Here is a 24,416-nt window from a genome sequence, read left to right as displayed (position 1 = left end):
ATCTCGAGGAGCGACATGTCCGGACCCGCCGGCCGCCTCGACGCGGTCGTCATCTGCGGTGGGCAATGGCACGACTTCGACTACGCGAGACTGCAGATCCTCACGCTGCTGGCCGATCACGAAGTGGTGCGAACGCGAGTCTTCGACGACTACGCGGTTGCGATCCCGGCCATCGACGACGCGGATCTGCTGATCACCTACACGTGCAACCGGATTCCGGACGAGGCCGCGCAGCGGTCGCTCACCGAGTTCCTCGCGCGCGGCGGTCGATGGCTGGCGTTGCACGCCACCAACTCCGCTATCGAGCCGACGCCGCCCGGGTCGCCGAGCAAGTACGTCACGCCACGCACCATGGGTGTGTTGCCCCAGCTCGTCGGCAGTCAATTCCTCGGGCATCCACCGATCGCGCCGTACCGGGTCGAGATCAGCGACCCCGACCATCCGCTCGTCGTCGGTGTCGAGGCCTTCGATGCCGTCGACGAGCTCTACGTGAGCGAACTGTTCGAGCCGATCGAGGTTCTCGCGCACACCCGGTTTGTCGGCGAGTCAACGGGTTTCGCGGAGGGACACACCACCTCCGACGATCCGCTGCCGGTGCTCTATCTCAAGAGACATGACGCCGGAACCGTCTGCTACTTCACGCTCGGGCACTGCCGCGGCCGGTTCGATGTCCAAGACCTGGGTATCGACGATCTCGGACGGGTCGACCGGGGGAGCTGGGAGGTGCCGGAGTACCGGACCATCCTCGGCCGCTGCGTGGCGTGGGTGGTACGCGGGACGTTCTGAGGGCCAAACACTTACACCTCCTGAGGCGCGGCACCCCTCTGCTCCCTGAGGAGCGCCCGGAGCTTGCGGAGGGCGCGTCACGAAGGGTCCGGCGACCGAGGTGGTGAGACCCCTCGTGACGGTCGCAAGCTCACTCCTCAGCATCTGCGGCCTGGCGGCCGTCGTGGACCACGAAAGACGCTCGTGAGCGCCAAAACTCCATGCTCCCTGAGGTGCGAGCGAAGCGAGCCACGAAGGGCCTCGCAAGGGCCTCACCAGGCCCTTCGTGGCTCGTCGCTAGCGCTCCTCGCACCTCAGGGACCAAGGGGTGTATGGCTCTTTCGGATAAGGGAGCAACGATCTCGATCAGTACGACGCGGTACCACCGTCGACGCTGAGGATGGCACCGGTGATGCCGGCGCCCGCATCGGAGGCGAGCAGCATCGCCATTGCGGCGACCTCTTCGACGGTGTTGGGGCGCTTGATGGACGATTCCTGTGAGAACAGGTCGACCATCTCCTCGAAACTCATGCCCATCGCCGCGGCGGTCTGCGGGCCGTTGTTCTTGATGATGTCGGTGATCACGAGCCCCGGGCAGATCGCGTTGACCGTGATTCCCTGTGTACCCACCTCGCGCGCAATGGATTTCGTCATCCCGTTGATCGCGTGTTTGGCGGCGACGTAAGCGGTGAACACCGGCTTGCCCTGCTTGCCCTCGACCGAGGAGATGTTGATGATCCGTCCGTAGGAGTTGGGGATCATGTGCTGGAGGGCGCGCCGAGTCGCCCAGAAGTTCGAGTTCAGGTTCCAGTTCATCACGAGGTTCCACTCCTCGTCGGACAGCTGCGCGGTGGGCTGCAGATCGTTCGCACCGCCGGCGTTGTTCACCAGGACGTCGATGCGGCCGAAAGTCGCCACCGTCTGCTCGATGAAGTCCTCGACATCGGCCTGCACGGTCACGTCGCCCTGGAAGAACGCGGCCTGGTCGCCGACGCCGAGATCGGCCAGAGCTTTATCGCCCTTCTCCTTGGATCGGCCGTTGAGGGCGACCTTCGCGCCCTCCGCGAGGGCGGCCTCGGCGATCCCGCGGCCGATTCCCTGGGTCCCGCCGGTGACGGCAACTACTCTGTCCTGCAACTTCATCGAACGTCTCCTTGATTCCTGAACGAGAGACCGAGACGAGTTACTTGCCAACGCCTACAGTCTTGCAGGTAGAGCGTCACACATCACAGCCCACGTGTATACCCTGTGAAGAAACTATGGCCGCCTATCCCGAGCGGTCCCAGGAGAGACGAGAACGACATGTCCGAACAGCGCTGGTTGGTCGACACCGAACCGAGTGCCCGCCTACCCATCTACACGCGGCTCAACGCCAGCGATGTGCTGTCCGATCCGATCACACCACTGGGCGCCGACCTCGGGTGGATTCAGAACATCCTGCCCGGGTGGAACGCCGGCTACGCCTTCCACGGCAGCTACTCGCTGGTGGAGAAGCCGGACGTGGCGGCATCGTCGGGGATCTTCTACGGACACCTGTACATCAATCTGTCGATGTCGCGGCTCGTGGGTATACGTGGTGGCCTGTCGGTTGAGCTCGTCGACCAGCTGTTCTACGGTGGCGATCCGAACATCCCGGAGTACGTCGGGCATCCCGATGACGAGAATGCCGATGCCAGCGCCCGGTTGGCCGCTCGGAATGCCTGGATCATGTCGACCGAGACCTTCCCCGAACTCGACGAGGACCGTGAACTGGCCGACAAGTTGCGCACGGAACGCCCCGATCTGTCGAGTCTGACCCCGGTTGCACTCGTCGCACGCGCCCGGTCGGTCATGCCGCTCGAGCGCGCCGCATGGCGTGGTGAAGTGGCGGCGACCAACGGTGCGGCCGTCGGCCCGTCGGTGCTCGGTCAGCTTCTCGGGCCCGACAATCAAGACCTCGTCGTCACCCTCGTGGGTTCGGCGGGTGACGTCGATTCGGCACTGCCGTCGTTCGCGCTCTGGGAGTTGGGGCGGATGGTTCGCGCCGACGAGCGCCTGACCGCGGCGTTCGATCAGGGAATCGAGGGCCTCGCGGCTCGGGTGGCCGGGGTGGACCCGAAGTTCGACGCCTCGTTCGCCGACTTCCTCGCCGAGTTCGGCTACCGGGGGCCGAACGAATGGGACCTCGGTTCGACATCGTGGGAGACCAAGCCGGAACTGGTGCTCGGGCTCATCGACCGTCTGCGCCTGCAGGACGACTCCGCCTCACCGACCGCCCGCCTCGCCGAGCATGCGGGAGACACCGATGCCGCGCTCGAGCGGGCACGCGCGATCGTCGGCGACGACGCGGAGGCCCGGGCGACGCTCGACGCCGCGCTCGCCTCGGCACGTCGGTTCGCGGCCTGGCGTGAACGGGCGAAGACCAACTGCATCAAGGTCTTGCACGAGGCGCGGGTGCCCTTGGCCGAGCTCGGTCGACGGCTCCACGAACAGGGACACCTGGCTTCCGCCGACCACGTCTTCATGGCGGTCGACGAAGAGCTGGGTCTCCTGGCCAGTGAACCGTCCGCCCTCACCGACACCCTCGCCGAACGGCATCGCGCGTGGAAGGGCCTGTTCGGGCTGGACCTGCCGACCTTCCTCGACACCCGAGAGCCGCTGCCGCCGCTGTCGAGTCTGCGTCGCAAGGACCAGGTCGAGGTGGACGGGGTGACCTCCGGCGAGGTCCTGCAGGGGTCCGGGGCATCGCCCGGTGTGGTTCGGGGACGCACCCGCACCATCACCTCGATGGAAGATCTGGACAGTTTCGAGGTGGACGAAGTGCTGGTGGCGCCCCAGACCGATCCGTCCTGGACGCCGCTGTTCATGGTGTCCTCCGCCGCCATCACCGACGTCGGCGCCATGGGGTCACATGCGATGATCGTCAGCCGCGAGCTCGGTATTCCCTGTGCTGCCGGCGTTCCCGCCGCGACCCGCCGTATTCCCGACGGCACGCTGGTCGAGGTCGACGGGTCGAAGGGCACCGTCACCATCCTCGAACTGCCGGCCGCGGCGGATAACTCATGACCAGCGGCGTGGCAACCACCACACGAACGGTATTTCTCCGAAAGCGACCCGACGACGGTGTGCCGAGACCGGAGAACTTCGAGGTCCGCGAGACCGAGGTCGGTCCCCTGCGGGGCGATCAGATCCTCGTCGAGAACCGCTACATGAGCGTCGATCCGTCCATGCGGGGGCGCCTCGGTACCTCGGAGTGATGAAGCTGCACACGACCCGATCGCCCACCGCGAGGGTGTCGACGCCGTCGCCGAGTTCCTCGACCACGCCGGAGACCTCGTGGCCGAGGACCGCGGGAGCGGGGAAGTTCACCTCGGACTTCAGTACGTGCAGGTCGGTGTGACAGACCCCGCACGCGGTGACCTTGAGCAGGATCTCGCCACGACGGGGCGTCGGGCGCGGGATCTCCTCGACGGTGAGTGTCGGTGTACTGCCCTCCCAGACAGCAGCTTTCATGATGCGTTCTCCTTCTGGGGCCGGGCGGCGCCCGACGAGTCGGGCACCGCGGAGCTGTCGTCGCGCACGAGTTGGATCAGCGGCGCCAGCCGCTCGGGCATGGTGGCCCAGTCCTCCGGCGACCGGATGTCGTCGGAGAAATTGCATTCGATGATGAAGTGTTCCGCACCGACCGCCTTCGCGGTGGCGATATCGGCGGCCACACCGTCGATGCCCTGTCCGCCGGATCCCACCGGGTCGGTGGGGCGCTGGAGGTAGGACCGCAGGAACAGCCGGACCGGGGCCCGTCCGGCGGGACGCTGCGCGGCCATCCCGTCGAGCTGGGCTTGCAGGGCCTCGGCTGTGCCGCTGCTGGGATTCCAGATGTCGAACAGTGCCGCGGTGCGGGCGAGACCGCGTTCCGACCGCAGCCCGGACAGCAGCGGCGGATGTGGTGTCTGGACCGGCTTCGGCCGCACGGTGGAGGTCGGGATGGTGAAGAACTCCCCGTCGAACTCGACGGGATCCGGTCCCCAGCACGCCTGGACGGCGCGGACGAGTTCGTCCATCCGGCGCCCGCGCGTCCGGGGGTCGACGTCCATGAGTCGATGTTCTTCGTCGGACCAGCCGACGCCCAGCCCGGCGACGAGACGTCCGCCGGAGAGCACGTCGAGAGTGGCCAGACGCTGTGCGAGCTCGACCGGACGGTGGTACCCGGCAACCAGGATGCTGCTCCCGATCAGCGCCCGCCGGGTGCACGACGCGACGAATGCCATGAGCTCGGTGGCCCCGAGCACCGAACGGTAGGCGGGGTGCACCGCCGTGGTGTGCCGGCCACCGTAGACCGACGCGTTCTGCTCGGAGTAGAAGAGGTGTTCCTGCGCCCACAGTCCGGTGAATCCGAGTTCCTCGGCGGCCACCGCGAAGTCGCGGACGGCCGCGGCATCGACGTGCTCGCCGAGCTGGGGGAGGGCGAGCCCGATCGTCGTGCCGCGGGCGCCGTCAGTCATCGCCATCAGAGGATCGTCACCGACCCGGTGTTGCCGTCGACCTCGATCATCGCGCCGTCCGGGATGCGGGCCGTCGCGTCCTGAACCGATACGGCGCATGGGATTCCGAGCTCACGACACACGATGGACGAGTGGGTGATCGTCGCGCCGACATTCACGACGACACCGCCCGCGAAGACGAACAACGGCGTCCAGGCGGGATCGGTCTGCGGTGCGACGAGGATGTCGCCTTCCTCCAGCTGCTCGGCCTCGTACGGGTCGTGCAGGATTCGCGCACGTCCCCGGGCGACGCCCGGGGCGCCGCCGACTCCGGAGAGGACGTCACCGGGCACCGCGGGGTCCACCCGCTGCCCGGTGCGCCGGGGCCACTGCGAGAGGGGGAGCGGTTCGAACAGGAAGAACGGCGGTTGCAGATCGAACAGGGCGAGATACTGCTCGCGTCGCTCCTTGATGGTGTCCGCGAACGACTCGGGTTCGGCGACAAAGCGATCGAGCTCGTCGTCGACGAGCATCGTGATGTCGTGATGGTCGTCCATGATCCCGCGTCCGACCATCCGGTGTCCGAGTTCGTAGAGGGCGGCCCGCATCTCGCCCATGATCTTCACGCACGCGGTCTTCGTGCGCTCCCGCCACGGCATGAACTTGGTGATCGACTTCGCCGCGTTGCGGAACGCGGTGGCCGACTCCACGTCGGGCATCTTCGCGGCGAGGTCCTCGGTGAGGGCGAGACGCTTGTCCTGATTGCGGCGCAGGATCGCTTCGGGATCGGCCTCCGGCGGGCTGTTGCGCATCCCGTTGATGGCCATCAGTGCCAGCACGGGTTTGGTCTCCCAGCTGTCCGATCGGATGTCCCATTCGTTCGGTGCGCGCGAGCCGTAGCGGTAGAGGAAGTCGTCGAACTCCTCTCGGAACCTCGCGGCGTCGGCGGAGTCACTCGCGGTGATCGCGTCGAGGGCGGAGGCGAGTCCGTCGTCGAAGATCCCGGTCAGTTCGGACGAACCGGCGACGAGGCGCCCGAGCTTCCACATCGCATACGACGGGGCGGCCGAGTCCACGCCGCCCAGTCCGCTGAGCAGATCGCCGAGTTTGTCTGCCTCGCCGATGGTTTCGAGGAGTTGACCGGCCACGGCCGGACCCATCGTCGACAGCGTCGTGGTGACCGGGTGATAGGCGTAGCAGTAGATGAGGTCGGGGAGCAGCGAGCGAGCGTGCTCGACGAGTTCGGCATCGCTCATCGCGGCGAGATCGGGACGCTGGTCGCGTGCCCGGTCGGCGCGGCGCTTGGCCTCCTCGGCTTCGGGGAACTCATCGGTCGTGAGAGCCCAGGCGGTCTTCTCGGCGAGACCGGCCGTCAGTTCGGCGTTCTCGTCGCCCGGCTTGGGTACGTACTCGGGGATGTCGGGGTGGTCGCCCACCCACAGGCTGTTCCACACCGGCACGGTCAGCCCCGGGAGCCGGGCGCCGTTGAGCTCGGTCATCGAGAAGTTCGTGTAGTGGTAGCCGCCGAAGTTGCCGATGATCTCGGGCATCACCTCGTCGATCTCCTCGGCAAGGTGAGTGCCGAGGTTGTCGACGTAGCCCTGGCGCCAGCCGATGTTGAGGCCTTTGTTCCAGACCATCGTGACGTTCAGCGGACTCGACGGGTCGGGCAGCACTTCGCCGGCGTTGGCGCGTGTGTACACCGGGTATCGGCTGCTGAACTCCCAGTCGGTGGTCCAGCGATCGATGTCGACCGCCCCCGCGGACTGCTCGTCACTCATGTGTTCCTCCTCACCGAGGTGACAGGCTGTATGTCAAGTCACACTATAGAAACTGGGACAGATGGAAACATGTACAGAGATATTTCTCAGCAGTTTGGAGGTAAAGCCTTTGCCGGTTGCGGCGCTAAGTAACTTTACTCGGAGTAGAGTAAACTGACGCCAGACCCAGAGATGTGGGTCACATCCTTCCCGCGCCGCCCGCTTCTCGCGTGGCTACTTCCGGCGCATCCGGTGACGAAAGGAAACCCATGTTCGAGAAGGTGCTGGTCGCGAACAGAGGCGAGATCGCGGTACGGGCTTTTCGTGCCGCGGTCGAGCTCGGCGCGAGCACGGTGGCCGTGTACCCCCACGAGGACCGCAACTCCGTTCATCGGGCCAAGGCGTTCGAAGCCTACGAGATCGGCGAACGCGGGCATCCGGTCCGCGCATACCTCTCGGTCGACGAGATGGTCCGCGTCGCGGCGACGTCCGGAGCCGATGCGGTGTACCCCGGGTACGGCTTCCTCTCCGAGAACGCCGAGTTGGCCCGCGCGTGTGCGACCCGACAGATCACCTTCATCGGCCCGTCCGCCGAGGTGCTCGAACTCGCCGGCGACAAGTCCCGGGCCGTGGCGGCCGCCGCCGAGGCCGGTCTCCCGGTGCTGACCTCGTCGACCCCGTCGAGTGATGTCGACGAGCTCGTGGCCGCGGCTGATGCGGTCGGTTTCCCCTTGTTCGTCAAGGCGGTCGCCGGTGGTGGCGGGCGCGGCATGCGTCGCGTCGATGAGCCGTCGCGGCTTCGCGGGGCGATCGAGGCGGCCTCGCGCGAGGCCACGACGGCCTTCGGTGACGGCACGGTCTTCCTGGAGCGGGCGGTGGTCGACGCCCGGCACATCGAGGTGCAGATCCTCGGGGACGCCACCGGCGAGGTCATCCATCTCTACGAACGCGACTGTTCGCTCCAGCGCCGCCACCAGAAGGTCGTCGAGGTGGCCCCCGCACCCGCGCTCGACCCGGCTGTCCGTGATCGGATCTGTTCGGATGCAGTGGCTTTCGCCAGGCACATCGGGTACACCTGCGCCGGGACCGTCGAGTTCCTGCTCGGTTCCGACGGTCGGCACGTGTTCATCGAGATGAACCCGCGCATTCAGGTGGAACACACGATCACCGAGGAGATCACCGACGTCGATCTCGTCGCCACCCAGATGCAGATCGCATCCGGTGCGACGCTGCGGGAGCTGGGACTGACCCAGGATTCGATCGAGATCCGCGGCGCGGCAGTGCAATGCCGCATCACGACCGAGGACGTGACCGACGGCTTCCGGCCCGACACCGGGCGGATCACCGCCTACCGCACGCCCGGTGGCTCGGGTGTCCGTCTGGACGGGAGCGTCGGACTGGGGTCCGAGATCGGCTCCCACTTCGACTCGATGCTCGTGAAGCTGACCTGTCGCGGCCGGGACCTGGAGACCGCGCGGGCGCGCGCACGTCGTGCGATCGCCGAGTTCCGGGTCCGGGGCGTCGCCACCAACATCCCGTTCCTGCAGGCGGTTCTCGCCGACGACGACTTCGGCGCGTGGCGGGTCACCACCTCGTTCATCGAATCCCGACCGGACCTGCTCGAGCAGCACGCCTCCGCCGACCGCGGTACCCGGATCCTGCGGTATCTCGCCGACGTCACCGTGAACCGACCGCACGGCGGTTCGACCTGCCCGTCCATCTGCACAGCCACGACACCGCCGGCGGGCAGCTGGCCACCTACCTCGCCGCCTGGGAGGCCGGGGTGGACGCGGTGGACGGGGCGAGCGCACCGCTGGCCGGCACGACGAGTCAGCCACCGTTGTCGGCGATCGTCGCCGCGACGGCGAACACCGACCGCGACACCGGGATCGACCTCGCGGCCTGCTGCGCTCTCGAGCCATATTGGGAGGCGGTCCGGGCGGCGTACTTGCCGTTCGACACGGGCTTGCCGGCACCCACCGGCCGGGTCTATGCCCACGAGATCCCCGGCGGCCAGCTGTCCAACCTGCGGCAGCAGGCCCTGGCATTGGGGCTGGCGGACCGGTTCGAGGACATCGAGGCGGCCTATGCGGGCGCCGACACCGTGCTCGGGCGACTGATCAAGGTGACACCGTCGTCGAAGGTCGTCGGCGATCTCGCGCTGGCACTCGTCGGCGCCGGTGCGAGCGCCGTCGAGTTCGCGGACGACCCGACGGCCTACGACATCCCGGACTCGGTGGTGGACTTCCTGCGGGGCGATCTGGGCGAACCCGCGGGCGGGTGGCCGGAGCCGCTGCGCACGCGCGCCCTCGAGGGCCGCACCGACCCCCGCCCGGTGACCGCCCTGACCGAGAGCGACCTCGCGGCGCTCGCCGGTACGTCGGCGGAGCGTCGTGATGCGCTCAACCGGTTGCTGTTCCCCGGACCGAATCGCGAGTACCGCGAGCACCGCGAGACCTACGGTGACACGTCTCGGCTGTCCACCAACCAGTTCTTCTACGGCCTGCGTCAGGACGAAGAGCATCGCGTGGAGCTGGAGAAGGGCGTCGAACTGCTCATCGGGCTCGAGGCGATCTCCGACCCGGACGAGTCCGCGATGCGCAACGTGCTCTGCATCCTCAACGGGCAACTGCGGCCGGTTCGGGTGCGCGACCGCTCGGTCGAGTCGACGACACGCACCGCGGAGAAGGCCGACCCCGCCCTCCCGCGGCAACTCGCCGCACCCTTCGCCGGTGTGGTGACGCTGTCGGTGAAGGAGGGCGACGAACTACGCCGGGGTGAACCGATCGGCACGATCGAGGCGATGAAGATGGAGGCCTCGATCTCCGCGCCGGTCACCGGGATCGTGCAGCGTATCGCGGTGTCGGGATCGACCGAGGTCGACGGCGGGGATCTCCTGCTGACCATCGCGACGGACTGACGTTTGTCGGGTCCGCGCTGTGCCGGCGCGGACCCGACGTCGTCACTTGCGTGCGAGGTCGGCGACCTGGGCCTCCACCGCGGTCTTGGAGTCGGGGTGTTCGGACAGTCGCACGGTGAAGGACTGCTCGAGCTCGTAACCGCGACGGATGTCGAGATCTTCGCAGCCGTTCAGGGATTGTTTGGCGAGCACGATGGCGTGCCTGCTCTTCTCCGCGATGGAGCGGGCGCGGGCGGTCGCGATCTCCAGGAGATCGTCGTGGGCGACGACCTCTATCGGTGCTCCCCACCGCTCCAGGGTCGACGCGTCGACCGGTTCGGCGGTGAGGAACATGCGGCGCATCGCCTGCTGGGGCAACATGCGGGCGGTGAAGCGACCACCGCCGAGGACCCCGACGTTCATCTCGGGCAGTCCGAAGGTGGCGCGTTCGGACGCGACCACGAGGTCGGAGAGCGCGACGAGTCCGAACCCGCTTCCCAGGGCCGGGCCGTTCACCGCGGACACCACGGGGAGGTGACACTCGCGCACGCTGAACAGCGCCCGCCGGGCCCGCCGCATCGCGATGTCGCCGCTGACGGTGGACATCGTCCGGAACTCGTTGATGTCGTTGCCCGCGCTGAAGATGCGGCCCTGACCGGTCAGCACGATCACGCGCACATCCTGGTCGTCGGACAGCGCGTCGAACGTCGCCGCGATGTCCTCGTACATCTGCCCGTCGATGGCGTTGACCTTGCCCCGCGAGAGCTCGACGAGTGCGATACCGGGCTGGTGCACGGTGACGGAGAGGTTCCCGGAGGCCGGGGAGGTGGTCTGCATGGGTGCCTATCTGTCGTGGACTGCGCCGACGGGCGGTCGGGGCCCCGGCGCGAACGAACGGAACGGGACTCACGGTAATCGAGCGAGGAAAATATGTACACAGTTACGACGATGGGTCGTCTCGCCGCCGCGCCGATCGTTCGGGGACGACCATTGCCACCCCGATCCGAATTGGAGGGCAGGTCCGGGCGGGTAAGGTGTCGGCACCGACCGATCAGCCGACCACGGGAGTCACATGACCGTCGCCGACGAGCCCGCCACCCGGCAGCCGCGCGGACAGAAGATGTCCGCGCGGGTGGCCAACATGGTGGCCGACCAGATCCTCGGCGGTGGCATCGTCGAGGGTCAGCGCCTGCCGACCGAGAAGGAGATGGTCAGCGAGTTCGGCGTGGCACGCACGACGGTGCGTGAGGCACTGCGGCTCCTCGAGAGCCGAGACCTCGTGACGATCAAGGCGGGAATCGGCGGCGGGCCCATAGCCAAACGGCCCGAACTCGATTCGCTCGGCAACATCATGAAGCTGTTCCTCCAGATCAACGGCGCGAACATCAGTGATGTCATCGACGTCCGGTTGATGCTCGAACCGATGGTCGCGCGGGCCGCGGCGCAGAACGTCACCGACGAGCAGATCGAGTCGATGCAGCGGGCACTGGACCGGATGCGCGACCATCCAGAGGACCACGCCAACTTCCAGGAGAACAACGCCGCATTCCAGCGCGGGGTGTACGAGGCGGCGGGCAATCCCGCACTGCGGGTGGTCATGGAGACGCTGTGGCTGCTCGTTCGCGACGCCGAACCCGTCGAGCATCCCCTCGCGACGCGGCTCGCGGCCTTCGAACTCCAGCAGGACATCCTCGACGCCATGCGCGCTCGCGATGTCGAGGCCACCGCGGCCGCGATGGACGTCTTCAACCAGGAGTCCGCCCGGTACTACCGCCGACGGCTCCGCGACATCATCTCCCAGCCGGTGCAGTGGCAGATCTGATCGTCGGCACGCGTCTACCTTTCGAGGTGCTCCAGAGCCCACGCCCAGTCGATGCGTTCTTGCTCGAGCCGAACCCGCTCACCGAGCGAGTCGTCCGCGAGGTCGGCGTACAGGTCGTGTTCTGCGGGTGAGAGGTGGCGGAGTGCGGCTGTGGTGGGGCTCGGCTCGGTAACCCATCGATCGCGATGCGCGAACAGTGTTTCGCGATCCATCAAGATCGATTCGGTCTGCGGAAGCCAGGCACGTAGCCGGTCGAGAATCGCGAAGCCGTGTGTGTCGAGGTCACCCCAGTACCGAACAGGCACGTCGGTCAGCCAGGGAAGGCGCCCGATTCTGTCGACCTCGAATCCCTTGCCCCAGAACACGGCTCCGTGGGCTGGAACATCGACGCTGAGATAGGTGATCTCGTTCTCGATGACCAGGACGCGCGAGGGACGCAAGTCGATCCGGGTGAGCTCGTCAGCTCGGAGGCTCACCTCCGAAACGTGCTCGAGAAGTCCCAGCGACGGTGACGGTCGTAGTCTCACGAACTCTGGTTTCGTCTGCAAACCCAGCCCGGTCACGAAACCGGACGCCGTCGACGACACTCCGAGTATCGACGCCAAGACTCCCCGGTGCCTTTCGGTGAACTTGGTGTCGACCCCAGGTGCGCTGATCTCACGCAGGTAGCGTCGGGAGTCCCGATGCGTGTCAAGCCATCGGTGCGCGTCGATCAGTCGAGGAAACTCCGATGCCAGATCTATTGCGCGAAACGGGTTCTGGAACAGCCACGCGTGGACCGCGGGATCGTCGGCGGCGAGCTCGAGCAACCTCTCGAACTGCTGTACCGCTGCCTTCACGTTCAGAAGTGCCCACGCCTGCTCATAGGTGGAGATGATCGCCCGTCGTGGAAGCGTGTTACGCCCGACGTGCCGGCCGCCGATTGTTTGCCAGACCAGGGAGTACCTGGTGTCGCCACGACGTCCGCCGTCCAACGCCGTGACCCAGTCGCGAGCGGCGCCGAGATCTGCTCCTATCTGCGACGCGGTGGGCCCGCGCAGCGGAATCTCGATGGGCTCGAATGGTTCTCGGTTCGCAAACGTCCGGAGCAGCGTCCCGTCGTCCCAGCGGCGTCTGGCTTTGATGGCGATGTCGGCCGGGGTGGTCCAACGATCGGTCACCGCAGACGCCCGTCACGGCGTGACCGGTATTCCTCGATCGTCATCGTCTGCAGGCGTGAAAAAGTGCCCGTCGGATTGTCGACGAATCCGATCGCCTTCACGTAGGGCTCGATGACGTGCACCTTCTGCAAAGGGGTGACGATCAGGAGCTGCAGACCCAATTTGGCGAACAGGTCCAGCGCATAACGGGTCGACAGGTCAGAGCCGCGCCCGAATGCCTCATCGATGACGGCGAACCGGGAGTCGCGCGACTTCTTCACACCCCACTCGAGTCCGAACTGGTAGGCAAGGGACGCGGCCAGGATCGTATAGGCGAGCTTTTCTTTTTGCCCACCTGACTTGCCGTCGGAATCGCTGTAGTGTTCCCACTCCACGTCCGTCTCGACATCGCGTTCGGATGCGGAGAACACGAACCAGTTGCGCACATCGGTGACACGCCGCGTCCAATTCTTGTCGAGGTCGGCGTGATTGTCCCGTCCGCGGAAACGCTCGATGATGCGTTTGACGTCGAGGAAACGCTGCTCCGAATACTGATCGCCGTCTACTGCGAGACTGTCGCTCGTCAGGTTCCGCAGGTCGGAGCGGAACTGTGCCACATCCTGATTCGTGGTTGACTCGCGCTCCAACCGGATATACCGACCGGGGTTGTAGGGCACGGCGCCCAGCGCTTCGTTGATCCGTCGCACGCGTTCGTCGATGGATGCGGCCTGCCGGTTGAGCCAGTTGTTGAAGCCGGCGAGTTCTTGAATGGCGTTCTTGTTCAGCTGTTCTTTGAACTCGAACTCGAAGCGCGGCAGATCGTCGGTCGCGACCCGTTCGCGGAGGGCGACGAAATCCGCCCTGGCATCGACGTCGGCATCCATGTCCGATCGCAGGTCCGGCCACCGGCGGAGAACCTCGGTCATGTGCTGCGTTAGGCGCTGTCCGAAGCCGCCGAGCTCGCGGGTGAGGCGCTCGATCCGTTGATGAAGCGTCGCGGTCAGTGTCGTTTGAGCTGTGGTGCAGTCTGCTGCCCTTGCCGGAACACCGCCGTCCAGCCGACGTTCCAGAGCGTCGTAGCATGCTCGTGCGGCGTCGAGTTCAGCCTCCGGGTGGTCCGCGACGAACTCGTCGTCGCTTTTCTTGTCCTGCTCGGCCCGATGACTCGCGGCGGCGGTGGTTGCGAGCTTGCCGGTGAGGTCGTCGATCGCGGCAGCCGTGGAATCCGCGAGCGCGGCGTTCTGCTCCAGCGCCGTGGTGATCTCGCGAAGGCGTGAGGACCCCGATTCGAGCCGGGCGCGCTCGGCCTCGTGGGTGGCGACGCGTCGTTGTGCTTCCTCGATGTCGAGCTCGGCCCAGGAATGGAATCCTTCCAGCCGCGCCAGGGACTCGCTGCGATTCTGGGTGGCGTCGCGTTCCTCCGACAGCGCCACCACCTCCGCCGAAGCAGCCACGCGCTCGCGGTCGGACTCGTCGAGATCCTCTCGTAGGACCGCGATCTTGCGCTCATTGGCCCATCCGAGCACCCATCGGCGTGGGTCGTCGACCCGGTGTCGGTCGTCCTTCTCGTGACGGCCACCGGACCGCACCTGACCTTCGCGGGTGACGGCGCGCTTGGCAGCGCGGAACTCCTCGATGGTGGCGGCCCGCTGATGTTCGGCGCGCCGGAGGAGTTCGTCGCGCAGATAGCCCTCGAACGACCCGCTCTTGATCTCGAGGCAGTCAGCGAGAATCGGTAGATCAGAGCCATTTCTCTGCAGGGGAACTCGACGGATCGGCACTCGTTCGTACACGAGCCGGGCACCGACAGTCCGGCCGCCGTGATTGTGGAACGTGAGTCGGCGGGAGTTGACCCAGTTCGTCACGGCATCGTAGTGCTGCTGCGGTACCAGTAGCGACAGTGCGAAGCCACGCAAGACACGTTCGGCAGCGCCACGCCACTCGCTGTGTCTTCGACGACGTCGATCAGTTCACCCGCGTAGGGCAGGTCGGCAGGTGTCAGGCCGGTGTCGGTGGCCAGCTGTTCGCGTATCTGGACCTGGTCGGGTGGCAGGTTGCTGGTGCGTTTCTGCAGATCGTCGAGCTCGGTCCGGATGGTCTCCTGACGTCGGGCCGCTTCTTTCTCTCGGCCGATGGCGTCGGCGCTTGCAGCATCGAGCGATCTCTTCGCCTCGACGAGTAGTGGTCTCGCGGGTGATGAAGCCGTGAAGATCAGTGAACTGCTCAACCGTTGTGACGGGGGCGAAGCCTGCAGCCGTGACGGTGGCGTCGAAGAGGGATCGTCCGTGACGGCGCTTCTCCACGTCGTCACGGGCAACGGCGGCGAGTCGCTCGAGTTCGCCGACTCGATCGCCGCCGGCTCTTGCCCGCTCCTCGATCAGAGACTCGCGTTCGCGGGCCAACTCGCGTAGCCGTCCTCTGGCCGCATCCTGGTTGCGGAGGAGCTGCTCGCCCTGGCTCGTATAGGTGGCGATGTCGTCTGCCAGCAGGCGCGAGCGATTCTCGGCTATGAACAGGCGTATGGCCGCACGCTGTACGTCGAGAGCCTCGCGCTCGGCAAGTGCGGCATCGTACTTCTCTGTGGCGACCACGATGGGATCCAGCGCCTCGAGCAGTTCGCGGGCGCGTTTGACCGCGTCGTACGACTTCGTGAGATTGTCGAAATGGTCGATGATGTCGCGGACACGTTCGCCGGCGTCGCTCGGCTCGAGCATGTGGTTGCGCACGAAATCGTTCAGATTGCCCACGGACTTCATCGACACGGTCTGATGTAGTAGCTCCAACGCCTGCTCTGATCGGATGCCTAGCAATCGGCGCAGCGAAGTGGAGTACTTCGGGAACTCGTCGACCACCTCGGCCCCGCCGGACCGTAGGCGTTTACGAAGGTCGCGCAAATCTGAACCGAAATCGGCGAAGTCCGTCGTGATGGCGAGTTGTTTGGTTGCGGTGACGTAGAACCGGTAGGGCTGTCCGGCGGTGTCGCGCTGCTGGAAAACCTGCGCCAGGGTGACCGTCTCGTCATATCCCCGATTGCTGAAGACGCCCAGGATGACCGAGTATGTATTGCGCTCCTGCCGAAGGCCTTTGGCGCGAGAGCGGCCGGTTGCTTCCTGTCGTTCGGACTTGTAGTGGCCTTCGACGTAGGAGCGAAGCGTGCGTTCCTTGGCCTCAGCTCCCGCGGCCCTGTTGTAAGCGATCTTGTGTGCGGGCATCAGCAGTGTGGTCACCGCATCCACCAGCGTCGACTTGCCCGACCCGATGTCGCCGGTGAGTAGTGCGGTGTCTGTGTCGGGGGTGAGCCGCCACACCTGTCGGTCGAAGGTGCCCCAGTTCAACACCTCGACGTGCTGCAATCGGAACCCGGCGCCTCCGGCACCCCCGAGTTCGACCGCTGAGAACAGACCGTCAGTCATCGGGGCCCGCGGTTCCTGCGTATTGGCGCAGTTTGCCCGCGAAATCCGACAGTGTTTGCGCATCCACGTACGCCTTGATGATGCGACGCACCTCCCACTGGTCGGTCTGCCCACGTAACTGGCGCAGGAAGCCCAGTTCGACGGCCTTCTTGATGGTGTTATCGGCCTGTTCGACCAGGCGCGCCTCATTCGTCGATTCGGCTTGGAAGAGTTGTAGCATCTCCACGATCTGATCCGTTGACAGGACGAGTCGTCCTTCACCGCCGGTGATCTCGAACTCCAGCAGGCGTTTGCGTAGCAGCACGAGCAGCAGGCTCACGTTGTAGGTCAGCGCCCGCCTGCGGACCAACCGCGGAAGTGGCTCTTCGCCTTCCTCTTCCGGGTGTGAGCGCAGATAGGCGTAGCCCTCGGACTCGTCGACGATGACATCGACGCCGATCGTGGTGAAGTGATCGCGTACGCCGGCTCCCGAGCGTTCGAGTGTGGCCCAGATGTCCTCGTCCGATTCGCGGTACACCACGCCCCGCATCAATCGGATTATGGCACTCGAAATTGCGTGGTCGTCGGTCATCGTCGCCTCACAGTGACACTCGGCAGCCGGGCACGTTTGACCGTGCTCGGGTCACTCGGGTCGGCGTACTCGAGCAGGGTCTCGTCGGTGTCGTCGATGTCGACGCTGACATCGTCATCGTCGAGGGCGAGGTAACCGACGATCTCGGCCGCACCCTGTTCTATCGGATACATGGTGACCACATCGGATAGCAGTGCCGACGATCTCTCCGGGAGGATGCTGCGGATGTTGGCTGCCAGGCGGGCTTGGTCGACGAACGTCTGGGCGAACAACAGGTCTGCGTCCAGGTTCTCGGTCGCGTCCTCGACCCGACTCTCGACGGTCGCAGAGGCGGGTTGTTGATAGAGTGGCCTGTCGAACGGCAGCGCGATCTCGATACCGGTCTGATCCACAGTGAGCCCGAAATCTGGTGTCCTGCCACGAATCTCGAGGGCGCTAGCCTCTACGGACCGGACCAGGTCGAGTACGCGGCGATTCTCCAGCCAGACCTGATCGTCGAGGAATCGGCGTAGCTGTTTAGAGATCTGTCGGACCATGCGCTGGGTTCGGTCGGCAGCCTCGGACCAGTCGTGATGGATGCTGCGGATGCGCTCGTCGACGTCGATCATCTCCAGCGACGACACCTTCGCAAGCAAGTCTGCCAGTTCCGTCTGGCGCGAATCGGACAGCAAGAATTCGTAGAACGACCCGAAGCTACGACCTTGATCGGACGAGGCGATCTCGGATCGGCTGCCCACCAGGTCGGCGAGGAGTTCGCCCTTGGGCCCGGTCCAGGACGCGATCTTCTCGCGGGCCGAGYGATCAAGAAGGCGGAAGTTGTCTTCTACCTCTCGGAAGTCGGCGAGCAGTTCACGTGCGGTCGACGCCACCTGCTGATAGCGGTCTCGAACCCCGGTCTGATCCAGATACGTCAGTTCGCCGCACTCGGCCGCGGCGATTTCTGCATCGATCTCGGCGCGACGCCGCCGCAGCTCTGCCAGTCGAACCTCGGGGTCTACCTCGGTGCCGTCCACGATCTGCCGAAGAAGCTCGACGACGGTGTGCAGTCGCGACTCGGTACCGACGAACGCTCTGCCCTGTAGAGAGACGATCCAGGCGTACGCCTTCTCGAAAGCCGGCGTCACCTCGTAATAGATCTCGTCGTCGCCGGAGGGGCAGAAGCGTCGTAGGAACCCAGCCTCGGTGCCGGCCCAATCCTCGAGGTAGGCGCGGGGTTCTTTGGGAAATCGAACCGAACCGTCGTTGGTGGGTAGCGAGGTGTTCAGGTCGTAGAGCAGATCATCCAGAGCGGTGGCCAGTTCTCCAGCTGAACTCGCACCACGGTTGCCCTCGACGAAGAATGTCCCGAGAAACGTCAGGATGAGCGGGGAGTGGTGGGCGCGCAGGAGCCGCCACGCGGGATGGCGTTCCCACAGAGTGGTGAACGCATCAAAGTCCATGAGTTCCTCTCTAGGGGAGGGGACTGACACCGAGGACTCACCGGCGAGTGTCGATGACAGGTGTCAGCGTGCCGGTCTGGATGACCTGATCGCTCGTCGCGATGGTCAGACCTCGGCGGGTGGCCTGAGCGACGATCATGCGATCGAAGGGATCGCGATGTTCCCAGGCGAGCTGTCCTGCTGTCACCGCGTCGCTGGAATCGATGGCGAGGTCGGTCGCTGACATGGACGAGAGGGTTTCTTCCCACGCGGCGAGGAGCGGCGCTCCGTCGAGTCTGCCCAGCCGCGTCTTGATGGCGATTTCCCAGGCCGACGCAGCCGACACGTAGAGAGCGTTGCCGGGATTCGCGAGGATGTCCAAGGTGGTGGGTGACAGCCGGTCCGGTTCGCTGACCAGCCACAGGACCGCGTTGGTGTCCAGCAGGACATCGGTCACGAACCCGACTCCCAGCGCTCGAGGTCGTCGGCGGACAGCGGTGCGTCGAAGTCGTCGGGAACAACCATGGCCGGGAACTGCCCGAATCGACGCGGAGGTGGTGCCACGGGCCTGAGTACTGCGACGGGTCGGCCATGCGTGGTGATAGTGATCTCTTCCCCGGTTCTCTCGATCTCAGCCAGCACGGCGTTGAGGCGCGCCTTGGCTTCTGTGCTGCTCAGGGTTCTCATGAGCCGATTCTACTCGGTTCTGACCATTCGGACTGGTTCGAATGCACAGAACGTGGGCCACGAGTTCCCTCACACCACCCGTCGCAGAACCCCCGGCACGACGTCGTCATCGGCGGCGAGAGCCAGCACCTCACCGAAACCGGCGACGAGGCAGTCGGCGAACAACTCGAGGTCGGTGACCGCGGCGCCGTCGGAATTGATTCCGAGACAGGCCGTTCCGTTGTGGGTGATCATCGTCGCCATCATCGCGCAACCGGGCAGCGGGCCGAACGGGAACATCCGCTCGACCTTGGCGCCGGCCACGTAGGTGTCCCACGGGATGCCCGGCACGTTGCTGGCCTGCAGATCGTTCTGGCTGGTCGTGCCGCTGAACTGCATGAGCACCGATCCGGGCAACCAGGCCATCACCGAGCCCAGCGTGTTGAAGATGTCGACGGCCGGTTCGTGCCGGGCGACGCGGACCTGTTCGCGGATGGTGAGGACCCGCTCGAAGGGGTCGGCGATCCCGACCGGTCCGGCGAGCCGTCCCACCGCGATCCGGTTGCCACCCGCCGGATCCTCCGGACGCCGCACCGAGATCGGGATCGCGACCGGCATCGTCTCGATCGGGGTGCCCATCTTCTCGTGATAGAGGCGGAAGCCGCCGATGAGCCCGGCGAGGTAGACGTCGTTGATCGACGCACGAGTCGCCGTCGCGGTCGCCTTGAGGTCGGTGAACGGGACCTCGAACGCACTGAAACGCCACGACAGGCTCCGGTGCGCGAGCAACGGGGAACCCGGGGGACTGACCAGTCCCGCCACGCGTGGAACCGAGCGACCATAGCGGAGAACGGAACTCAGTGCCTGGCGGGGATGTGCCAGGGCGCGGACGCCGCGGAAGGTCGTGTCGACACGATGCGGGATCCGCCGGATCTCCTCGCCCACCTGCCGGCGGAGCAGGTCGACGGGCGTGATGTTCACCGGGTCGGGACTCGGCGGCTGGGGTTTGCCCGGATTGTGTTCGCGTGTGGGCGAATGCAGCTGGGCGAGTCCGATGATCGCGCCCAGGCCGTCGGTGAGCGCATGGTGGGCTTTGAGGAAGTATGCGGCCTTGCCGTCCGGCAGCCCTTCGATCAGCGTGCCCTCCCACGGCGGCCGTGCGGCATCGAGCGCGGTCATCGCGAGCTGCTCGCACGTGACGAGCAGCTCACGCATGCTGCCGTTGCCGCCCAGACGGATTCGGCGCAGATGGTAGTGCAGGTCGAAGTCCGGGTCGACTGCCCAGCTGGGCGTTCCCATGCCGAACGGGGAGTCGACGACGCGCTGCCGGAATCGCGGGGCCATTCGGCTTCCCCATTCGTGGGCAGCCACGAGCCGGTCCCAGTCCGGGGCGCAGTCGTACACCTCGAGCATGCAGATGGTCCCGCGCATCCGGCGATCGGTGTCGCCTCGCCACATGATGGTGTCCACCGAGCTCATGTGGGGCTCGTTGGCCCAGTCGAGCGGTCGGTCCACCCCGTCGGTCAGGTCCGGTTCCTCGCTCACACTTGCCTCTCTTCCGGTACCTCGACGGGTGGCCGGGCGTCGTCGTCGGCGAAGAAGTCCAGCGGCCAGTCGGCCAGGGCGCTGATGTACATCTGCCGGACCTCCTCGGCGCGGTCGCCGATCTCGTCGGGCGACCAGTCGCTGGTGTCCACCGGCGGCAGCACCATCACCTCGACGGTCCCCGGTCGGATGAGTTGCGCACCGCGCCACATCAACTCGCCGGTGTTACGCAGGACCACCGGTACGACGGGGACACCCGCCTGCATCGCGATGTGGAACGGACCCTTCTTGAACCTGCCCACACGTGGTGTGGGCGACCGGGTGCCCTCGGGCGCGACCACGAGCGACATTCCCTCGTCCCGCAGAGCTGTGACGGCCGGCGCCAGCTGTTCGATCGCGCGGCCCGGGTCGGCGCGATCGATGAACACCAACCCGGCCTGCTGCAGGATCGGCCCGACCACCGGAACCCGTTGCACCTCCTTCTTGGCCACCCCCGTGGCCTCGGACCGCACGAGGTTGATCATCACCGGCAGGTCGAGTTTCGACTGGTGGTTGAACAGGAACACGCACGGCCGCGCCGACGTGAGGTACTCGCCTCCGTCGAGGACCTGCACGTGGATCCCGGCGAGTGACAGCCCGACGTCGGTACCGGTCGGCAGGGCCTCGACGAGTGCGGCGGGATCGCGTCGAACGAGCCCGGTGGTGACGCCCACCGCGGCGGAGGCGAGAAACGAACCGTAGAAGGCGCCGGTTCGGGCCAGCATCCCGAGCCGGTTGTACGTGGGGTTCTTCAGGTCGATGATCGGCCAGCCGCGGGATTCGGCCTCCGCCCGCAGTATTCGGCGCGGGGAGACCGCCGCCGGGTTGCCCACCGACTCCAGGTACGGGATGTCCTCGTTGCCGTCGCTGTAGGCGAAGGAGGCGTCGAGGTCGATGCCGTGCTCACGGGCGAGGGTGCGTACCGCAGCGGCTTTTCCCGGACCCCAGAGCGGGCGTCCCCGGATGTTGCCGGTGACCACCCCGTCGACGACCTCGACATCGGTGGCGAGTGCGAAGTCGGCCTCGATCTCCCGCGCGATGGGTTCGATCTGGAATCGGGTCGCCGACGACGCGATGACGATGGTGTGTCCCATCTCCCGATGCGCGCGCAGGATCTGCCACATCTGCGGCCGCAGCTTGGCCGCCGTCTCGTATTTGAAGAGGTGTTCGCCGAACTCGATCAGCTCGGCGTAGGTCTTGCCGGCGAACGTGGGACGCGTGGCGTCGAGCACTTCTGCGTAGTCCTGTTCGGACACGACGCCGCGCAATCCGATGAGCAGGAAGTCGGCGAGTTCGCCGAAACCGAATTCCATGCTGCGCAAGCGTGCTCGCATGATGGCGGCGGCGGAGAAGCCCTCGATCAGGGTGCCGTCGTAGTCGAACAGCGCGGCGACCTTCTTACCGGTGGGTGCCGACCGGATGGCCCGCATCCGGTCGGTGAAGGCACTCACGGTGTCCCCTCCGACCAGACCGTGTCCATGGTGTCGGCTCCGCCCACGGCACGCTGGAGATCCTCGATCGACGCGATCCGGGCCAGCCGCTCGCGCATCGATTCGACCTCGTCGAGCCAGTCCCGGCGGGCGGTCGCGAGGTCCGCGACCTCCTCGCCGTGGATCAGGTGGCGGTTGTCGGCGAGCTGATAACAGCCGTCGTAGAGGTCTTTGGAAACCGAGTCCTTGCTGCGCACAACACCTTGCAGGGACAGCTGGCGTCCCAGACCGAGGCATTCGACGATCAGGTCCTCCTTGTCGCGCGATGCGGTGCCGAGTTCCACGAGTTTGGTCGCGAAGACCAGTTGGGCGTCGAAGAACGGCTGCAGGGTGCGTCGGGCGAGGAGTCCGCCGGTATGGCCGTGCAGTATCTCGTAGGTCCACTCCTGCGTCGGCGTCACGGCACGCCAGCCCGGGGCCAGCAGATCGAGTTCGAGACCGAGTCGGTGCAGGAACTCGGTCTTGGCCGGGAAGAAGAACTCGAACTTGAGCAGATCGCGGATTCGCAGGGCCTCCCGTTGCGACGCCGCGAGCAGCCCCTCGTCGGCGAGCGGACCGTCGGCCGTCTCGTCGTATCCGACGGGGTGTTCGTCCGGCGGGATGTCGTCGGCCCGGACGTCACCGTCGGCCACGGCGAGCATGGCGACCTCGACGATCGCGCGGTCGACGAAGTGATGGAGCGCCCCGTTGCGGTAGTAGGCCGCGACCGCGTGGTTGTCCGGCACGATGGACCACACCGGTTCGGAACCGCCGTCGAAGCAGCTCACCACGCCGTTGCCGGCGAGGACCCGGAGAGTCTGGGTCAGCCCGACCCCGCGGCACAGGGCTGGGTCCGGGCCGGGTAGCTCGCGCCGGCGGATGTAGTCGAGCAGGGGAGCCAGGATGGCCTCGATCTCCGCGAGCGTATACGCCCTGTCGTGCGCGCCGAGGAGGGCGAAACCGGCCAGCGAGGTCGCCGAGATCGGGGTGGCGGAATTGATCTCGTCCATCACCCGGAACGCGACCTTCTCCAGTCGCGCGCGGCCCTCGCCGGCGTCGGCGAGAGCGGTCCGCAGCGAGATGGGGGTCCCGAATCGCACCCGGGCCTCGCCCAGGTAGGCGCGCTGCGCCTTCGCGTAGCGCAACAACCACCCGACGCCCTCGGGCTTCTTCGTGCCACCGGCGTCCTCGGCCGCCATCGCGCCGATCTCCTGGAGCTGGTCGTACACGATCGAGGTCGGCACGATCGTCACGTCGGCCTCGTCGAGCTGCCCCACCGCGTCGACGACGTAGGTGAGCAGTCCCAGTTTGGGCTTCCGGAGCTTGCCGGTCCGGCTGCGACCGCCCTCGATGTACCACTCCAGGTTGAAGCGCTTCTCGACGATGTAGGCGAGGTAGGAGCGCATCGCGAACTTGTAGACCGGGTCCGCGCCGAACTTGCGTCGGATGAAGATCATGCCGGCGCGGCGGGCCACCGGGCCCACCGGCCAGAACGAGAGATTGTTCCCGCCGAGCACGAGGTTGGGTGGGAAGTCGTTGTTGCGCAGCACTTTCGCCAGGACCAGCGGATCGACATAGGACCGGTGGGAGGGCAGGAAGATCAGGCCGGTGGACCTGTTGAGGGTGCGCAAGGTGTTGAGGTTCTCGACGTCGACGGTGACGTTCCAGGCCCGCTCGTGCAGTCGGTTGAAGGTCGCCGAGAACACGTCGTCCATGAGCCGGCTCTGGGTGGCGACGAAGGTCGAGAGTTTGTCGGTGGCCTCGGCGACCACCGCATCGGTGGGCCGACCCAGTTCGGCTGCGAGTTTGGCCGCGGACGTCTGGAATCGCGACGAACTGCTGATCTGCTCGGCGACCAGCCGGGGGACCTTGTAGCGATCACCGACGATCTGGCGTTCGGCTCGCTCGGCCGACACCGACGCCTGGAACAGGACGAACTGGGCGAACGGCGCACCCTGCGCCTGGTGATGGGCATACCGGGTGCGTAGTTCCTCGATCGTGGCGGGTGCACCGGCAACGACGCGGAGACTGTCCGGACGTCTCTTCCGGATCAGCGGCTGGACCGCTCCGAGCGGCCGCCGGGGATTGGACAGCACCAGGACGTCGCCCAGCGTGACCCGCCGCTCACCTTGCCGGACCGCCGGGAGCCAGACCGCCCGGACAGGCACGAGCAACGTCTCCGGCGCCATGCCGTCGAAGTCGATCTCCGCCGATCGGGAGATCGTCGCGTCCGGATAGTTCGCCGCCGTCCACTCGCGTACCGCCCGCATCTCGCACGACGTACGGGCTTTGGTCAGCACCACCACCGGATCGGTCACCTGCATCACCCTCACGTCTCTGGGGTCCGGCCCCGCCTAATTGTGACGTGGACTACGCCGAGGGGGGGTGGTTTTCGTCAGGACGACCGACGCGCCGCGAGGACTTTCGTGTGTAACCGGTCCGGCCAGATG

16 protein-coding genes and 3 pseudogenes are annotated in these 24,416 nt (G+C 66.3%); 5 read left to right on the top strand and 14 right to left on the bottom strand.

Annotated features, from left to right (window positions below; all coding sequences use genetic code 11):
• Positions 1-15: 15 nt before the first annotated feature.
• Positions 16-786 (top strand): ThuA domain-containing protein, encoded by a 771-nt coding sequence (locus A9310_RS04055; protein WP_065629478.1) that lies wholly within the window; start codon positions 16-18, stop codon positions 784-786.
• Between the two features lie 345 nt (positions 787-1,131).
• Here the strand turns inward: A9310_RS04055 and A9310_RS04050 are convergent, their stop codons facing one another.
• Positions 1,132-1,908 carry an SDR family NAD(P)-dependent oxidoreductase gene (locus A9310_RS04050; RefSeq protein WP_065629477.1) on the bottom strand — a complete coding sequence of 259 codons (777 nt, stop codon included), beginning with the start codon at positions 1,906-1,908 and terminating at the stop codon, positions 1,132-1,134.
• A 159-nt stretch (positions 1,909-2,067) separates the two neighbouring features.
• Between A9310_RS04050 and A9310_RS04045 the strand changes: the two genes are divergently transcribed.
• Both A9310_RS04045 and A9310_RS04040 read left to right on the top strand, forming a co-directional pair.
• Complete coding sequence (locus tag A9310_RS04045; RefSeq protein WP_065629476.1) at positions 2,068-3,810, top strand: PEP-utilizing enzyme; 1,743 nt, start codon at positions 2,068-2,070, stop codon at positions 3,808-3,810.
• On the top strand, positions 3,807-4,001 hold the full coding sequence (locus A9310_RS04040) for a hypothetical protein (protein ID WP_065629475.1): 195 nt from the start codon (positions 3,807-3,809) through the stop codon (positions 3,999-4,001). The genes A9310_RS04045 and A9310_RS04040 overlap by 4 nt, the downstream gene beginning before the upstream one ends.
• On the opposite strand, the pseudogene A9310_RS24995 reads toward A9310_RS04040, so the two are convergent.
• From A9310_RS24995 to A9310_RS04030, 3 genes and pseudogenes are all read right to left on the bottom strand, one after another.
• Positions 4,000-4,257 (bottom strand): annotated as a pseudogene (locus A9310_RS24995) (alcohol dehydrogenase catalytic domain-containing protein); the annotation flags it as partial. The gene A9310_RS04040 and the pseudogene A9310_RS24995 sit on opposite strands and share 2 nt — an antisense overlap.
• Positions 4,254-5,252 (bottom strand): TIGR03619 family F420-dependent LLM class oxidoreductase, encoded by a 999-nt coding sequence (locus A9310_RS04035; RefSeq protein ID WP_223259033.1) that lies wholly within the window; start codon positions 5,250-5,252, stop codon positions 4,254-4,256. The gene A9310_RS04035 and the pseudogene A9310_RS24995, both read right to left, overlap by 4 nt.
• Entirely contained in the window at positions 5,252-7,006 is a 1,755-nt protein-coding gene (locus tag A9310_RS04030) for a PEP-utilizing enzyme (protein ID WP_065629474.1), read from the bottom strand. Before A9310_RS04030 ends, A9310_RS04035 begins: the two co-directional genes overlap by 1 nt.
• 248 nt (positions 7,007-7,254) lie before the next feature.
• Here A9310_RS04030 and A9310_RS04025 point away from each other — a divergent pair.
• Positions 7,255-9,905 (top strand): annotated as a pseudogene (locus A9310_RS04025) (biotin carboxylase N-terminal domain-containing protein).
• 42 nt (positions 9,906-9,947) lie between these two features.
• Here A9310_RS04025 and A9310_RS04020 read toward each other — a convergent pair.
• A complete protein-coding gene (locus A9310_RS04020; RefSeq protein ID WP_058252827.1) occupies positions 9,948-10,721 on the bottom strand; it encodes an enoyl-CoA hydratase-related protein in 774 nt (257 codons plus the stop codon).
• Between the two features lie 235 nt (positions 10,722-10,956).
• Here A9310_RS04020 and A9310_RS04015 point away from each other — a divergent pair, with 235 nt between their 5' ends.
• The gene (locus A9310_RS04015; RefSeq protein WP_065629473.1) at positions 10,957-11,706 is read left to right on the top strand and encodes a FadR/GntR family transcriptional regulator; all 750 of its coding nucleotides are present in this window, start codon (positions 10,957-10,959) and stop codon (positions 11,704-11,706) included.
• A gap of 14 nt (positions 11,707-11,720) precedes the next feature.
• Here the strand turns inward: A9310_RS04015 and A9310_RS04010 are convergent, their stop codons facing one another.
• From A9310_RS04010 to A9310_RS03970, 9 genes and pseudogenes are all read right to left on the bottom strand, one after another.
• Positions 11,721-12,866 carry a Wadjet anti-phage system protein JetD domain-containing protein gene (locus A9310_RS04010; protein WP_065629472.1) on the bottom strand — a complete coding sequence of 382 codons (1,146 nt, stop codon included), beginning with the start codon at positions 12,864-12,866 and terminating at the stop codon, positions 11,721-11,723.
• Positions 12,863-16,258: pseudogene (locus A9310_RS04005) on the bottom strand (ATP-binding protein). Before A9310_RS04005 ends, A9310_RS04010 begins: the two are co-directional and overlap by 4 nt.
• Positions 16,251-16,829, bottom strand: a complete 579-nt coding sequence (locus A9310_RS04000) for a DUF4194 domain-containing protein (protein WP_065629471.1) — start codon at positions 16,827-16,829, stop codon at positions 16,251-16,253. The pseudogene A9310_RS04005 and the gene A9310_RS04000 overlap by 8 nt, the downstream one beginning before the upstream one ends.
• Positions 16,826-18,268 carry a DUF3375 domain-containing protein gene (locus tag A9310_RS03995; protein WP_065629470.1) on the bottom strand — a complete coding sequence of 481 codons (1,443 nt, stop codon included), beginning with the start codon at positions 18,266-18,268 and terminating at the stop codon, positions 16,826-16,828. The genes A9310_RS04000 and A9310_RS03995 overlap by 4 nt, the downstream gene beginning before the upstream one ends.
• A 37-nt stretch (positions 18,269-18,305) precedes the next feature.
• The gene (locus A9310_RS03990; RefSeq protein WP_065629469.1) at positions 18,306-18,704 is read right to left on the bottom strand and encodes a type II toxin-antitoxin system VapC family toxin; all 399 of its coding nucleotides are present in this window, start codon (positions 18,702-18,704) and stop codon (positions 18,306-18,308) included.
• Positions 18,701-18,934: a type II toxin-antitoxin system Phd/YefM family antitoxin gene (locus A9310_RS03985; RefSeq protein ID WP_065629468.1), complete on the bottom strand. Its 234-nt coding sequence runs from the start codon at positions 18,932-18,934 to the stop codon at positions 18,701-18,703. Before A9310_RS03985 ends, A9310_RS03990 begins: the two co-directional genes overlap by 4 nt.
• 69 nt (positions 18,935-19,003) lie before the next feature.
• Positions 19,004-20,458, bottom strand: coding sequence for a wax ester/triacylglycerol synthase domain-containing protein (locus A9310_RS03980; RefSeq protein ID WP_065629467.1), 1,455 nt, complete (start codon positions 20,456-20,458; stop codon positions 19,004-19,006).
• Positions 20,455-21,948: an HAD-IB family hydrolase gene (locus tag A9310_RS03975; RefSeq protein ID WP_058252824.1), complete on the bottom strand. Its 1,494-nt coding sequence runs from the start codon at positions 21,946-21,948 to the stop codon at positions 20,455-20,457. The genes A9310_RS03980 and A9310_RS03975 overlap by 4 nt, the downstream gene beginning before the upstream one ends.
• Positions 21,945-24,290: a glycerol-3-phosphate 1-O-acyltransferase gene (locus tag A9310_RS03970; protein ID WP_065629466.1), complete on the bottom strand. Its 2,346-nt coding sequence runs from the start codon at positions 24,288-24,290 to the stop codon at positions 21,945-21,947. The genes A9310_RS03975 and A9310_RS03970 overlap by 4 nt, the downstream gene beginning before the upstream one ends.
• Between the last annotated feature and the right edge of the window lie 126 nt (positions 24,291-24,416).

This window comes from Gordonia sp. UCD-TK1, assembly GCF_001691435.1.
GTDB lineage: Bacteria > Actinomycetota > Actinomycetes > Mycobacteriales > Mycobacteriaceae > Gordonia > Gordonia hongkongensis.
Note: the sequence above shows the minus strand (reverse complement) of the source record. Positions and strands in the feature narration are given on the sequence as shown.